This window comes from Paraburkholderia dipogonis, assembly GCF_042680985.1.
In the GTDB taxonomy this organism is placed as follows: domain Bacteria; phylum Pseudomonadota; class Gammaproteobacteria; order Burkholderiales; family Burkholderiaceae; genus Paraburkholderia; species Paraburkholderia phytofirmans.
The window spans coordinates 29,650-44,381 of sequence record NZ_JBHUFR010000041.1 but is presented as its reverse complement, the minus strand read 5'-3'; the positions used below and the strand labels follow the sequence as shown (position 1 = coordinate 44,381).

Here is a 14,732-nt window from a genome sequence, read left to right as displayed (position 1 = left end):
AAATATCGACTGAAGATCGCTATCTACGTGAAGGCGACAGCGTCTTCCTACCGATGCGCGCGCGCCGTTGCGAATACTGATCGAGCAAGCGCGAAGCGATAGGCGTGCGAGAATAAGATCAGCAGGATTTGTTTCGGGATATTGAGGGTCGCCTCTCGGGGCACTCGATCAGGAGCTCTGGCGACAGGGGAAACTTCTGAAAGAAGCTGACATACGTTTCGAACCAGGTCACAACGAAGATCTTGGTGCAACCATGTTGTGGGGCGCAGAAGTTCGACGCGTTTCCCGGAAAGGGGGTTGATGGCGCTTTCTCCATGTGGTACGGGATGGAACCGGGAGTTGACAGAACAGGGGATGTGGTCCGAAACGCAAATTTTTTTTGGGGACTTCGCGCAACGGCGGAGTACTTGCTATTGCGGGCGACGATCACGCTGCGCAGCGGTCGATTTCCCGCATGTTTTCGAGTGGGTGATGGTGCCAATCATCTTTCCTGCGTCCGTCGAAGAGGACATTCGATTTGGTCTCTCGGGTTATGCGATGTCCCGCTTTTCGGGCCTCCGATGTGCTTGCAAAGTCATTGCAGAGACCGTTGAAAGCGGTCGATCGATACTGTTGCGTGAGTAAGTAAAGGGCAATGCAACAAGCTATGTGGTGTCTTCCGACATCCAAATTTCGAGCGGAAGAGGGTTCAACTACGACGCCGCGCTTCGATGGCCTGTCGAACGGGTCGAAACTGGAACGCCGGGTTTTGGAGGAGCGACTTCCCGCAGCCTTGGCATTTGCTCGTTCAAATCCCTGCGAACGTTCGCTAGAAGGTGCGGATTATGATCCATCGCGAACGGCGATGTCTGTCATCGCGCATAGCTGGTTGCTTCCTCCGGATCGGGCAGGCAAGCTCAATCCTAGCGCACAGTTGCAAAGCGGCACGAAGGAGGCATCCGAGCTCTTTGCGAGGTGAGCAGAAGGCGGGAGGAGAAGCACTGAGGTGAATCGATCGGAAAGCTATGCGAAAGCATCGTTGAGCGTTTGCCTCGTAACGGAGACGAGAGGGTTTCTCATTGCGCCCGCGAAATTCTTAGAAAACAAATTAATTGGAGACAAAAATGCAGCGTAAGACGATAAGGCGCGATACGCTCTTAGGCGCGCTGATGGCTACTGTCAAAACCGCCATAACACTAGAGCGAGGAAGAGGGTGTTCGCCGTCTGGGAGGTCATCTATGGTAGGTGGGTGGGGCGCGATGCTTCGATTCACATACGCTGCTGTTGCAATTTGCACGTTCAGCCTATTGGCTCCGTCCGCTCATGCAGCAGATTGCTCGAGTCTGACGACAACCTCCATACCATTTACAACAATTACCGCTGTGCAAGACGTTTCAGGCGGCTCGTTTACACCTCCCGGATCGACTCAATCTATCATGGGTTTGCCGGACTTTTGCCGAGTTACATTGGTGATAAAGCCCAGCAACGACTCGAACATCAATGCAGAGGTGTGGCTGCCGAAAACTACGTGGAACGGACGATTTCTCGGGCAGGGGTGCGGCGGCCTGTGCGGCATGATTCGTTACAACGCCTTGGCGCAAGGACTCGGCAACGGGTATGCGACGGCGACGACCGACATGGGAACTTCGGCTGACGGCACCGGGAATGCGCTCACCGGGCATCCGGAGAAGATACTGGATTACTTTCCACGATCGACGCATTACATGACAGTTGCGGCCAAGACCCTTCTAACAGCCTACTACCAGGATAACCCAAAATACTCCTACTGGAACGGATGCTCTACCGGGGGCGCACAAGGTATGGGCGAGTCGCAGGTGTATCCCGACGATTATGACGGAATCGTCGCAGGTCATCCTGGATGGAACAGAACCCACATCATTGACGCGTTCTCCTACATCGCACAACAGGCCAATACACCGCCGGCATCAATACTCTCTCCCGCGAAGTTGCAATTACTTAACTCTGCAGTCCTCAATGCACCGGGATGTCAAGGCGCGAAGGCTCTTCCCTCGGACCCATTCCTCAACGATCCGCGCAGCTGCAAGTTCGACCCCTCTGAGCTGCTATGCAAGACCTCCGACGCGTCAAACTGCCTGACGAAGGGGGAAGTGCTAGCGGCCCAATTGCAGTACCGCGGGATGGCAAACCCGGCGACACATGAGGTTGTGTTTCCTGGGTGGCCGAAGGGGACGGAGCTTGGCTGGACCACGGAACAGACCGCGGCCGGCTACAATGGATACCCGCTCAACTGGGCGCTTGGAAACGGCTTTGATTTCCGCACGGTTGACTGGTCTACGGCAGCGGATCTCGTTGACGGTACGTCAGGCGTCGCCATCACGCTGGGAAGCAGCGATCTTTCGCGGTTTGCTTCCCGCGGTGGAAAACTGATTGCCTATCACGGGATGGTAGACGGCCTTGCGCCATTCCCGGACTCGGTAAATTACTTCGACCGATTGGCGACGGAAAACCATCTAAGCCGACGCCATGTCGACCAATTTGCACGGCTGTTTTTGGTTCCGGGAGGCGGACACTGCCCAACTAACTTCGACCCTGTTGCCCCTTTGATCAAATGGGTCGAAAGCGGCGTAGCACCGGATTCGATTCCTGCTAATTACAACATCGGTGGCACGCAGACCATTCGGCCACTGTGCGCCTATCCAAATGTTGCCGCACACGTCGGGCCGGCGGCGTCTGGACAGTGGAAGTGCGTCGGCGGTGCAACTGGCGGATACGGTAGGGCTGCGCCTCGTTACACCCAGCCGCTCGTCCTAGACCCGCGCGCTGTCCCTGAAGCGATCCATATGAAATCCTCCGACCAACTCGTCGAGGTTACAATTGACGCGTCCCACGGTCCCGAAAATTTCCATCAATGGGTGCCGTCGGATATCAAGGTCGAGAATGTCCCAGTAATCAAGTCGTCGTTGTCAGCGGACGGCAAGCAGTTACGCCTGCTTTTCAGCACGTCGAGCATTTCAGGCTTTACAGGCGGCAAGGCGCCCGGGGAGCCGGTTGATTTAACCGTTTCTGGCATGCTGTCGCACGCGGGAGTACAGGGTCCGTTCGCGACGGGCGTAACGGTAAGAGTGTACCGTTGAAGCTTTGATAGTTTTCCAAGCCGTGCCGATCGGTCAAGACGATCGGCACGGCTTCAATCTGCGAACAAGATACTGGTCTTACGGAATGTCTGCCCGTGGAAACCGGGCTTGGCTGGCCAAAGGCTCATTGATCGAGCCAGGAAGATGGTAGCGGGGACAGTCATTGTTTTCGAAGCGCGCTAAGCGGTGTCTCGGCGAAAAAGAGATAGGAAGATTATCGACCTCCAAACGAGATGCAAATGAGTGGGGCGAATAAGCATGGTTATTCGCCGAACAGCTGCGAAAAAACTTCTCGTAGCCAGACCACTGCGGGGTCACTATGGAAGCGGCGGTGCCAAACCATTGAGACGCCGAAGCTGGGAAAGCGAACTGGTGGAGCAATAAGCTGAAGCGCAACGTGTTCAGACACGAGCTCCGCGAGGTTACTCGGGACGACAGCCACTAAGTCGCTGTTCGCGACGATCGGCCCAATACTCAAGAAACTTCCGACTCTCATCGTGACGGCCGCTCGTACCGCTGGGCCCGTCAGAACTTTCTCCACCGCCGCTGCGTGACGTGTACCTGGCGGACTGCCGACAACATGGTTGAGTTCGCGCAGTTGGCTCGCCCGCAGGCGATCGCTGACTCCGGGATGGCCTGCCCGCGCAATATAGACGTACTTCTCTTCGAAGAGCCTCTTTTCGTACACTTGTTTGCCTAATCCGGGAAGAAAGCCGACCGCGAGATCGATCTCTCCAGCGTCGAGTCCCGCCAGGAGTTCGGCGCGTGATACTGATACGGTATCGATGCTCACATGGGGGGCATGATTCGCGAACCAGTCTGCGAGCTTGGGCAAGAAATATCGTTCGCCGATGTCGCTTAGGGCAACGCGAAAGCGTCGGGAGTCTTCCGTCGGCGAAAAATTCGGCTTTTCGATTGTTCTGCGCACGATTGCGAGAGCGGTTGATATCGGCTCAGCCAAGGTTTGCGCAAACCCCGTAGGCTCGACTCCGCGGCGATGCCGAACGAAGAGTTCATCCCCATAAGTCTCCCGCAGGCGGGCGAGACCGCGGCTGACGGCTGGCTGTGAAAGACCCAGTTGTTCGCCGGTGGTTGTCAGGTTACGCGTGCGCCAGATGGATTCAAAGAGTTCGAGGAGGTTTAGGTCCAGTTGAGGCACCGTCCTACCTCTGTCATGACTCATTCGCATATCACAATTCCACACTTTTCATTTCACGGATATCAGGCGTAAGCCTACAGTATCGACATCGCAACAAGACATTATTATTAAAAGGCTATCACGTGATCGATCTTCACGACATCCGTTACGTCAGGCTCGGTACACGAGATCTCGCGGCCGCCGACAGGTACGCGCTCGAGATTCTCGGCCTTGAGCTTGCCCGAGCCGATGGAGGCTCACACTACTTTCGCAGCGACAATCGCGATCACACGCTCGTATATTTCGAGGGCGATCCTCGCGATCACGTCGTTGGCTTCGAACTGTATAACGCTGCCGAACTCGATAAGGCCGCTGCCCAGTTGAGTAACGCGGGTGTCGATGTGCGTGCCGGCAATGCAGATGAATGCGAGCAGCGCCATGTCCGAGCGTTCATCAACTTCTACGATCCGAGTGGCAACAGCATCGATCTCGTGGTGAGGCCTCACCACAGCGGGCGTCGCTACTTTCCGTCTCGTGACGCGGGCATTACCGGGTTCAGCCACGTCGGGCTCTGTACCACCGATGCCAAAAGGGACGAAATATTTTGGACTGAGCTTCTCGGGGCGCGCGTAAGCGATCGGATTGGCGACGCTCCGCTGCTGCGTATTGACGACGTTCATCACAAGATTGCACTGTTCCCTTCTGCTCGTAATGGCGTGCAGCACATCAACCACCAGGTCGAGTCCATCGACGACGTGATGCGAGCGTGGTACCTGCTGAAGAGCCGGAGCGTGCGTATCGTATTCGGTCCTGGCAGGCATCCTACGTCCGGAGCTGTCTTCCTGTATTTCGAAGGGCCGGACGGCATGGTGTACGAGTATTCGACCGGCGTGCGTCATATCTCCGATGCCGATGAACCGCTGTACAAGCCGCGTCAGTTCCCCAAAGCGAACAGTTCTTATTGCATGTGGGGTGCGGTGCCGGACATCGCCGAGTTCAAGGCCTTGTAATGGACATTCAGTATGAACTTCGAGTGGCAGCACGCGCGCTCGCCCGTCATGGGCTCGTGCACGCATATGGACACGTCAGTCGGCGTCTGGATGCGGAGAGCTTCCTCGTCTGCGCGGCCCGGCCAATGGCGCTGCTGGAATCCGGCGAGGCGGGAGTGGTGGTTCCGGTCGCAGGTGCGCTTCCAGGCGGCGTTCTTGGCGAGGTGAGGATTCATCAGCAAATATACGCGCGCCGGCAAGACGTATGCGCGGTGGCTCGTACTATGCCACCAGCGTTGATGGCTCTCGGTACGGCGCGCCGAACGCCCCGACCGCGCCATGGATTCGGCTCGTATTTCGGTCAGGGAACACCTCTATGGGATAACCCGCAGTTGCTGCGTGACGACACGGCCGCGAGAGCATTGGCGGAGGCACTCGGTGAAGAATCGGCCATCGTCATGCGGGGAAATGGGGCGGTCGTTGCAGCCGATTCGTTGATGAAAGCAGTCGTTCTCACATGGTACCTCGAGGACTCGGCACGTGTGGAACTAGCCGTCCTCGGTGCGGGCCTCGATCAGGAGTCCGCCATCCTCGATCAGGATGAATGCAGCCGGCGGGCGACTACTGACGGCAAAATTTTTGAACGCATGTGGGACTACCTGACTGCAGGCGACCCGGAACGCTAGAGGAAAGACAACGAAATGATCTTGAATTTCATCGACGGTGCCTATCGCGAAGGAAGGGGGGGCAGGCGCTTCCCCGATATCGACCCATGCTCAGGTCGCCTCGTTGCAGAGGTAAGCGAGGCGGGCCTGGAGGATGTCGACGATGCAGTCCGGGCCGCGCGCGCCGCGTTGGACGGCCCTTGGGGGCAACTCACGCTCGCTCAGCGCTGCGACTTGCTCTACGCCGTCGCAAACGAGATGGATCGCCGAAAAGAGGACTTCGTTGCTGCGGAGGTGGCGGACACCGGCAAGCCACGCGCACTGGCATCGCACCTCGACATTCCACGCGGGGCCGCGAACTTCCGTGTTTTCGCGGATGCCGTCCGCAACGTTCCGACGGAATGCTTTACCGGCGTCGCTCCGGACGGCAAGCCTGCACTGAATTATTCGCTGCGCCGGCCCAAGGGCGTCATCGCTGTCGTTTGCCCTTGGAATCTTCCTCTGCTGTTGATGACGTGGAAGGTCGGGCCCGCGCTTGCGTGCGGCAATACCGTGGTGGTAAAGCCTTCTGAAGAGACGCCCGCTACGGCGTCTCTTCTCGGCGAAGTGATGAACGCGGTAGGTGTGCCGGCGGGGGTCTATAACGTTGTGCACGGTTTCGGTCCGAACTCAGCCGGCGAGTTTCTTACGTGTCACCCCGACGTCGATGCAATTACCTTCACAGGCGAGACTCGCACTGGCGCTGCCATCATCAAGGCGAGTGCAGACGGCATCAAGCCGGTGTCGATGGAACTGGGCGGTAAGAACCCCGCGCTGGTGTTTGCAGACGCAGACATCGATGCCGTAATCGCTGGTCTGAAGCGATCGGTATTCGAGAACACCGGGCAAGTATGCTTGGGTACCGAGCGCGTGTATGTGGAGCGGCCGCTGTTTAGCAAGGTCGTTAAGGCGTTGGCCGATGTCGCGAGCACGATGCGGCCCGGGGTGCCGGGCGATCCTGACGCCAACTTCGGCCCCCTCATCTCCGGCGAGCATCAGCACAAGGTGCTGAGCTATTACTTGCTCGCGCGAGATGAAGGTGCAACGGTTCACTGCGGCGGGGGCGTGCCGCCGATGCCGGCACACCTTCGTGAGGGTGCGTGGATCGAACCGACGATCTGGACCGGTCTGCCGCGCGAGTCGCGAGTGCTAACCGAAGAAATTTTTGGTCCCTGCTGCCACATCGAGCCCTTTGACAGCGAAGAGGAAGCCGTTCGCCTCGCCAACGCAACGCCATACGGGCTCGCGGCGTCAGTCTATACCCGCGACGTCAACCGGGCACATCGCGTGAGCGCGAAACTCAAGGTTGGCGTGGTCTGGGTAAACACGTGGTTCCTGAGAGATCTGCGCACCGCGTTCGGCGGCTCCGGAAAATCCGGCATCGGGCGCGAAGGGGGCGTGCATTCCCTGGAGTTCTATACGGAACTGTCTAATGTCTGTCTAAAGTTGGAGCCACAAGCATGAGTACGCAAGATCATCTCGCCGCGGCGGATGCGCTGCTGGAGGCAGCTCGTACAGGGAAAGCAATCCCACCGCTACGTGAAACCTACCCTGATTTCGACGGAGAGGACGCATACGCGGTGCAGGAGATCAATACGCGCAGACAGATCGAGAACGGAGGGCGGCTCATTGGCAGAAAGATCGGGTTGACAGCTCGCAGCGTGCAACGGCAGCTCGGCGTAGATCAGCCGGACTTTGGCATGCTCTTCGGGCACATGGCCTTTCAGGACGGTGAGCCGATTGGCTGGTCACATCTGATGCAGCTGAAAGTCGAAGCCGAGGTCGCATTGGTGCTAGACCGCGACCTGCCAGAACCCGGTATCACGACGGCACAGTTGCTGCGGGCCACCGCGTTCGCGCTACCTGCAATCGAAGTGGTTGGCAGTCGCATCGCTGACTGGAATATCGGCTTCGTCGATACCGTCGCCGACAATGCGTCCAGCTCTGCTTTTGTGCTCGGCAACACGCCAGTCTCGTTGGTGGGGATCGATCTGCGATTGGCGGGCATGGTCATGGAACGCGGCGGTGATCAGGTTTCCCTGGGCGCCGGTGCAGCTTGCCTTGGTCATCCGATTAATGCGGCTGTGTGGCTCGCCAATACCATGGCGTCGCGGGGGCGCCCACTGATGGCCGGAGACGTTGTGCTGACGGGTGCCTTGGGTCCTATGGTGCCAGCGCGGGACGGCGATGTGTTTGAAGCGCGCATCGAGGGTTTGGGCTCTGTGCGCGCGGTATTCGGAGGCAAGTAATGAATGATCTTCTCGCAATGCTCGCACAGCGGGTCGACGACGCGGCCCGTAATGCACACGCCATCGCACAGTTCGGTGAGGATGAACGGCTCACCACCTCCGACGCGTATGCCATTCAGGCCGCATCCATCGCATGTCGGCTGGAGCGCGGCGAATGCCGTAGCGGCGTGAAGATGGGCTTCACGAGCCGGGCCAAGATGGTTCAGATGGGCGTGCATGACGTGATCTGGGGACGTCTGACCGACAAGATGGCCCTCGAAGAGGGCGCACCTGTCTCGCTCGCTCGCTATGTTCATCCACGTGTCGAGCCAGAACTGGCGTTCCTTCTTGCCAGGCCGCTTGCCCCGAATGCCAGTCTGGTTGAGGCGCTCGACGCAGTCGCAGCAATCGCGCCTGCGCTTGAGGTGATCGACTCGCGCTACGAGAACTTCAAGTTCTCGCTCACCGACGTGATTGCCGACAACGCATCCTCGTCGGGCTATGTGATTGGACCATGGGCGGATCCACGGCGCGATTTCTCAAACTTGGGCTTGGTTCTCAGCATCGATGGCAAGCCGCGTCAGATCGGGAGTACCGCGGGTATTCTGGGTCATCCGTTGCGATCCCTTGTTTCTGCCGCGCGGTTGGCAGCGGCCGCTGGCGAGCCGCTGCAAGCAGGCTGGATCGTCATGGCAGGCGGTGCCACCGCCGCCGAAGCGCTCGCGCCGGGGATGCATGTGCGTTGCGAGATGCAGAGCCTCGGCTCGGTCGAGTTTTCCACCATCGGGTAAGGAGGCGACGCATGCCATTGATACAAGTCACGCTGATCGAAGGGCGCACGATCGACGCGAAAGCAGCGCTGATCGGCGGCTTGACCGACGCCGCCGTCACCGCATTGGGCGTGCCACGCGAGTCGGTGCGCGTGATCATTCAAGAAGTGCCGGCCGCCCATTGGGGCGTCGGCGGATTACCGAAATCAGCCGCGAAGGAGCAGTTGCGTGACTCAAAAAGTTAAGGTAGCGATCATCGGATCGGGCAATATCGGCACCGATCTCATGATCAAGGTGATGCGCCATGGCAAGCACCTCGAAATGGGTGCGATGGTCGGGATCGACCCGGCCTCCGAGGGGCTAGCTCGAGCAACTCGCCTCGGTGTGCCGACTACTGCGGACGGACTTGAAGGGCTGCTCAGCATGCCAGAGTTTAAGGACATTGGCCTGGTGTTCGACGCCACTTCGGCGTCAGCGCATCAGAAGCATGCGTCTCGGTTGGATGCGCTTGGCGTTCCCATGATCGATCTGACGCCTGCGGCGATTGGCCCATATGTCGTACCCGTAGTCAATGGCGATGCGCACCGGGATGCGAAGAACGTCAACATGGTCACATGTGGTGGGCAGGCGACGATCCCCATCGTTGCGGCTGTTTCTCAAGTGGCGCATGTGTACTACGCCGAGATCGTCGCCTCGATCGCTAGCCGGTCGGCTGGCCCGGGAACGCGCGCCAACATCGACGAATTTACCGAGACCACCGCGCGGGCGATCGAGGTCGTCGGCGGGGCTGAACGCGGCAAGGCCATCATCATTCTCAACCCAGCCGATCCGCCATTGATGATGCGTGACACGGTCTTCACGTTCAGTGAACTGGCGGATCAGACCAAAGTGGAAGAGAGTATCGAGGCGATGGTTGCGAAGGTACAGGCTTACGTTCCCGGCTATCGGCTGAAGCAGAGCGTGCAGTTCGACGAGGCCGAGATCGCGCTGCCAAGCCACGGACGTATCCGTGGACTGAAGACAACCGTTCTTCTAGAGGTACGCGGTGCCGCGCACTATCTGCCGGAATATGCCGGAAATCTCGACATCATGACCTCGGCGGCACTGGCTTGCGCAGAGACGCATGCATCGGCTGTCGTCGCCGCGTGAGGAAATAGACATGGAAAAGAAACTATACATCTCTGATGTCACGCTGCGTGACGGTAGCCATGCTGTGCGGCACCAGTACACCATTGCGCAGGCGGTTGAGATTGCCAGGGCGTTGGATGCGGCGCGCGTCGATTCGATCGAAGTGGCTCATGGTGATGGTTTGGCCGGCTCGAGCTTCAACTATGGCTTTGGTGCGCACACGGATCTGGAGTGGATCGAGGCCGTGGCGGAAGTGGTAAGCCACGCTCAAGTTGCAACGCTGCTGCTGCCAGGCATCGGCACCGTGCACGACCTACGCAATGCCTATGCGGCCGGGGCAAGAATCGTACGCGTTGCGACGCATTGTACGGAGGCAGATGTATCACGTCAGCATATTGAGACGGCGCGCTCGCTCGACATGGATACGGTCGGCTTCCTGATGATGAGCCACATGACGACGCCGGAAAGGTTGGCGCAGGAGGCACTGAAGATGGAGTCGTACGGCGCGACCTGCATCTATGTGGTTGATTCCGGGGGAGCACTCACGATGACCGATGTGCGCGAGCGCTTTCGCGCATTGAAACAGGTGCTCAGGCCAGAGACTCAAACGGGGATCCACGCGCACCACAATCTAAGCCTCGGCGTTGCCAATTCGATCGTCGCAGTTGAGGAAGGCTGCGATCGAATCGACGCGTCATTGGCCGGAATGGGTGCTGGCGCCGGGAATGCGCCTTTGGAAGTATTCATAGCCGTGGCGGAACGTCTTGGCTGGATCCACGACTGCGACCTGATGACTCTCATGGATGCGGCTGACGACATAGTGCGCCCGTTACAGGATCGACCAGTTCGAGTGGATCGCGAGACTCTGGCTCTGGGTTATGCCGGTGTCTACTCGAGCTTCCTGCGGCATGCAGAGGCGGCGGCGAAACACTATGAGCTGAAGACAGTCGATATCCTGGTCGAGCTTGGACGTCGGAAGATGGTTGGGGGACAGGAGGACATGATCGTGGACGTTGCGCTCGATCTCGTAGCGGATAGAGTGCCATAAATATGACAATGACTGAGATGCTAGAAGGTTGATGTAAAAAATAATATGTATACCTAAATAGTTGGAGGAGACGATGAAACTTAAATATCTGGCGGTAGCTCTGCTCGCCGTCACAAGTTCGTATGCAACAGCGCAAAGTGTTACGTTGTATGGAATCGTTGATGCAGGCGTCGAATACGTCTCACACGCTGGGAGCGGAGGTAAGTCGCTCATCCGGATGCCGGCCAATACTGGCGAGTTGCCCTCTCGTTGGGGCGTTCACGGCGACGAGGATCTCGGCGGAGGACTCCATACGATATTCACGCTGGAAAGCGGCTTTAATATGCGTGGCGGAGACCTGAATCAGGGAGGCCGTTTATTCGGAAGGCAAGCTTGGGTAGGTCTGAGCGGTCCGTACGGCACCGTAACACTTGGCCGACAGTACACGATGCTTTATTGGGCGATGGCCGATGCCGACATCCTTGGCCCCGATTTATACGGTATCGGCTCGCTGGACAACTATCTTCCCAATGCCCGAAGCGATAACACTATTGCGTACAAGGGCAGTTTCTCCGGCTTGACACTTGGTGCGACGTACTCATTCGGACGCGACTCCGCGGGGACGGGCAACGCCCCCGGCCAGGGCACTTGTGCGGGTTCTGTGCCTGGCATGTCTAGCGCGTGCCGCGAATGGTCTGCGATGATCAAGTACGACGCGCCGTGGTTCGGCGCTTCGGTATCTTACGACGAGCAGCGCGGCGGTGCAGGCGCCGCAGCCAGTTTTTCTAACGGCGTCGCTGCTATGCCATTGACAGATCCGTCAGATAGGGACGCGCGACTCCAGGTGAATGGCTATACCAAGCTAGGAAACCTTCGGTTGGGAACTGGCTGGATCGGTCGCCGCGTCGAGACGAACAATGCCGCATCGCCAGATGTGCGGTCGAATCTGTTTTATCTCGGCGCGTCATACCTACTGACCCCGGTTATTGGGCTGGATGGCGAGGTGTATCGGATGATCAATGCCCAACAGGACGCCCGAGCCACACTTGCTACGCTGCGGGGGACATACTTCCTGTCAAAACGTACGGCCGTCTATGCACAGACGGCATACCTCGCGAATAGCCGACATGCGCAATATTCCGTCAGTTCGGGCGGGCCAGGAGCCACACCACCTCCGGGGAAAGGACAACTTGGCGTGAACATCGGGATCCGCCATTCATTCTAGAGCAGATGAGCGGCGGTCGCCATGCGAACGTCACCTTTTTGAGGTCGCGTAGAGGTTTCAAATGAACAGAAGAACGGCCGATATCGGCGCAATCATTGACAACGGGAAGCTGTCGCGCTTTCAGGTGGTTGTGCTGATCATGTGCTTTCTAGTTGTACTGGTAGACGGTTTCGATACCGCAGTGATCGGCTACATAGCGCCGGCTCTGCGCAAGGAGTGGGGCCTCACAGCAGGCCAGCTGGCACCGGCTTTCGGTGCTGGGTTGTTCGGTTTGATGTGCGGAAGTTTCCTGCTAGGCCCGATAGCCGATACTATTGGCCGCAAGAAAGTGCTGCTTCTCTCCGTGCTGGTCTTTAGCCTCGGGACATTTGCCTCGGCTGAGTCGCAGTCCATGGGCATGCTGACAGTATTGCGCTTCGTCACCGGGATTGGTCTGGGGGGCGCCATGCCGACTTGTATCACGCTAAGCTCGGAGTATTCTCCGGCACGTCATAGGATGTTGATGGTCACGCTCAGCTTCAGTGGCTTCACAACGGGCCTCGCGTTGGGCGGCGAGCTAGCAAGCCATGTCATCCCTGCATACGGTTGGCGGGGGCTCCTGGTGGTTGGTGGGACGATGCCGCTGATCCTGTTGCCGGTGCTCTCATTGCTGCTTCCCGAGTCGGTTCGCTTTATGGCTGCGCATCCGACTCACAAGGCGGCGCTTGCAGAGATTGTCGAAAAGATGACTGGGACTTCGGGCTGGCAAAACGTCACGTTCACCGAACCGAACCAAACGCGCGATGATGGGTCTCCCGTGAGGCAATTGTTCATAGATGGTCGGGCGGCGCGTACGGTTCTTCTATGGGGCTCCTTCTTCTGCTCGCTGTTCGTTTTTTATCTTCTAACGAGTTGGCTCCCCAGCATACTCAAAGATGCAGGCTATGACATGGCAAGCGCGTCCCGAATTGGTGCCATGGTGCCGTTAGGCGGCACACTCGGCGCAATCGTTGTCGCGCTGCTGATGGATCGAATGAATGTCTATCGGATTCTCGCGGTGACGTATTTCGGTGCCGCTGTGGCGATTGCGATGACTGGCTTCTTGCTTGGGGACGTCTTGGCGTTGAGTTGCGCCGTCTTTTTGGTCGGCTTCGGTGTTGCCGGCGCGCAGAATGGACTGAATCTAACGTCGGCCAGCATTTATCCGACGAGCGCGAGAGCGACAGGCGTGAGTTGGGCGATGGCCAACGGCAGAATTGGCTCCATCATAGGATCGATGGCCGGTGCACCGCTAATGGCGCACTTTGGACAAGGTCAGATACTGTTTGCCGCGATTGCGGTTCCCGCTCTGCTAGGGGCGCTAGCGATATTGTTGCTTGGATGGCTGACGGGGCGGGCGCATTCGGCAGGCAGCCGCGATGTCGCAGTGCCCAGTTGATGAGTGGCAGCTCCTGCCGGCAACATGTGTACTTTTGATGAGATAAATGATGTCTGATCGTTTGATTGTCCAAATTCAGCGTCGTGTGCATGAGGCCCACGCAATTGTTTCTCTCGAGCTGGTTGATCCGACCGGCGCCGAACTGCCTCCGTTCGAGGCTGGTGCGCATGTCGAAGTCGAGGTCGAGCCAGGTCTGACGCGCCACTATTCGATATGCAACTCCCCACAAGAGCGTAATCGATACGTGCTGGGTATCCTGCGAGAGCCGTCTTCCAAGGGCGGTTCGGCGACGATACATCAACTTTTCCATGAAGGTATGCGGATCAAGATCAGTCCGCCGCGAAACCAGTTTCGACTCAACGAATCGGCTGCGCACAGCTTGCTCGTCGCAGGAGGGATTGGGATTACGCCGTTGCTCGCGATGGCATGGCGACTGCATGCACTCGGTGCCTCGTTCGAGTTGCATTACTGCGTGCGCACGCGTGCGAGGGCAGCCTTCATCGAAATGCTGAATCAATCTCCGTTTGCAGACTCGGTGACGTTGCACTGCGACGAAGAGGGAGATTCATCACGCCTTGATATGCAAGCGCTGCTACAGAATCCGCGGTCGGACGCGCACGTCTATGTTTGTGGCCCGGAGGGTTTCATTAATGCATTGACCTATAGAGCTCGGGATTGCGCATGGAACGACGCGAACGTTCACCATGAGTTTTTTGCCGCAACAGTCTCTACGTCGGGAAGCAGTTTCGTTGTCCAGGCGACCCGCTCCGGGTTGAGCGTAGACGTTCCTGCAGACAAAAGCATCGCCCAGGCATTGCTCGATGTCGGCATCGATGTCCCGCTTTCGTGTGAGCAGGGCGTCTGCGGTACATGCGTGACGCGTGTCATCGACGGCGTACCCGAGCATCGCGACTTATTTCTGACAGCCGACGAACGCGCGGCGAACGATCGCATAATGCTGTGCTGCTCGCGCGCCAGTTCCGGCATTCTAATCCTGGATATTTGAACGTA

At 58.2% G+C, this 14,732-nt stretch carries 13 protein-coding genes; 12 read left to right on the top strand and 1 reads right to left on the bottom strand.

From position 1 onward, the window contains the following. Window positions 1-1,415: 1,415 nt before the first annotated feature. Window positions 1,416-3,095 (top strand): tannase/feruloyl esterase family alpha/beta hydrolase, encoded by a 1,680-nt coding sequence (locus ACFSNN_RS38285; protein ID WP_279631211.1) that lies wholly within the window; start codon window positions 1,416-1,418, stop codon window positions 3,093-3,095. A gap of 262 nt (window positions 3,096-3,357) precedes the next feature. Here ACFSNN_RS38285 and ACFSNN_RS38280 read toward each other — a convergent pair whose 3' ends face one another. Beyond that, a complete protein-coding gene (locus tag ACFSNN_RS38280) occupies window positions 3,358-4,254 on the bottom strand; it encodes a LysR family transcriptional regulator (RefSeq protein ID WP_244323257.1) in 897 nt (298 codons plus the stop codon). A gap of 122 nt (window positions 4,255-4,376) precedes the next feature. Between ACFSNN_RS38280 and ACFSNN_RS38275 the strand changes: the two genes are divergently transcribed. The 11 genes from ACFSNN_RS38275 to ACFSNN_RS38225 all read left to right on the top strand — a co-directional run bounded on the left by ACFSNN_RS38275 (window position 4,377) and on the right by ACFSNN_RS38225 (window position 14,727). Then, window positions 4,377-5,243 (top strand): VOC family protein, encoded by an 867-nt coding sequence (locus ACFSNN_RS38275; protein ID WP_134466354.1) that lies wholly within the window; start codon window positions 4,377-4,379, stop codon window positions 5,241-5,243. After that, window positions 5,243-5,908, top strand: coding sequence for a class II aldolase/adducin family protein (locus ACFSNN_RS38270; protein WP_134466355.1), 666 nt, complete (start codon window positions 5,243-5,245; stop codon window positions 5,906-5,908). The genes ACFSNN_RS38275 and ACFSNN_RS38270 overlap by 1 nt, the downstream gene beginning before the upstream one ends. A gap of 15 nt (window positions 5,909-5,923) precedes the next feature. Further along, window positions 5,924-7,390: a 2-hydroxymuconic semialdehyde dehydrogenase gene (locus ACFSNN_RS38265; protein WP_134466356.1), complete on the top strand. Its 1,467-nt coding sequence runs from the start codon at window positions 5,924-5,926 to the stop codon at window positions 7,388-7,390. After that, complete coding sequence (locus ACFSNN_RS38260) at window positions 7,387-8,175, top strand: 2-keto-4-pentenoate hydratase (RefSeq protein WP_134466357.1); 789 nt, start codon at window positions 7,387-7,389, stop codon at window positions 8,173-8,175. The genes ACFSNN_RS38265 and ACFSNN_RS38260 overlap by 4 nt, the downstream gene beginning before the upstream one ends. Continuing rightward, window positions 8,175-8,945: a 2-keto-4-pentenoate hydratase gene (locus ACFSNN_RS38255; protein ID WP_134466358.1), complete on the top strand. Its 771-nt coding sequence runs from the start codon at window positions 8,175-8,177 to the stop codon at window positions 8,943-8,945. Before ACFSNN_RS38260 ends, ACFSNN_RS38255 begins: the two co-directional genes overlap by 1 nt. 11 nt (window positions 8,946-8,956) lie before the next feature. Further along, a complete protein-coding gene (locus ACFSNN_RS38250; RefSeq protein WP_134466359.1) occupies window positions 8,957-9,169 on the top strand; it encodes a 4-oxalocrotonate tautomerase in 213 nt (70 codons plus the stop codon). Beyond that, on the top strand, window positions 9,153-10,073 hold the full coding sequence (locus tag ACFSNN_RS38245; protein WP_134466360.1) for an acetaldehyde dehydrogenase (acetylating): 921 nt from the start codon (window positions 9,153-9,155) through the stop codon (window positions 10,071-10,073). The genes ACFSNN_RS38250 and ACFSNN_RS38245 overlap by 17 nt, the downstream gene beginning before the upstream one ends. Window positions 10,074-10,083: 10 nt before the next feature. Beyond that, window positions 10,084-11,100, top strand: a complete 1,017-nt coding sequence (gene dmpG / locus ACFSNN_RS38240; RefSeq protein ID WP_134466361.1) for a 4-hydroxy-2-oxovalerate aldolase — start codon at window positions 10,084-10,086, stop codon at window positions 11,098-11,100. A 73-nt stretch (window positions 11,101-11,173) separates the two neighbouring features. Continuing rightward, window positions 11,174-12,304: a porin gene (locus tag ACFSNN_RS38235; RefSeq protein WP_134466362.1), complete on the top strand. Its 1,131-nt coding sequence runs from the start codon at window positions 11,174-11,176 to the stop codon at window positions 12,302-12,304. Window positions 12,305-12,365: 61 nt separating this feature from the next. After that, window positions 12,366-13,721: an MFS transporter gene (locus ACFSNN_RS38230; protein ID WP_134466363.1), complete on the top strand. Its 1,356-nt coding sequence runs from the start codon at window positions 12,366-12,368 to the stop codon at window positions 13,719-13,721. A gap of 46 nt (window positions 13,722-13,767) precedes the next feature. Beyond that, a complete protein-coding gene (locus ACFSNN_RS38225; RefSeq protein WP_208949657.1) occupies window positions 13,768-14,727 on the top strand; it encodes a PDR/VanB family oxidoreductase in 960 nt (319 codons plus the stop codon). The last annotated feature ends 5 nt before the right edge of the window (window positions 14,728-14,732 follow it).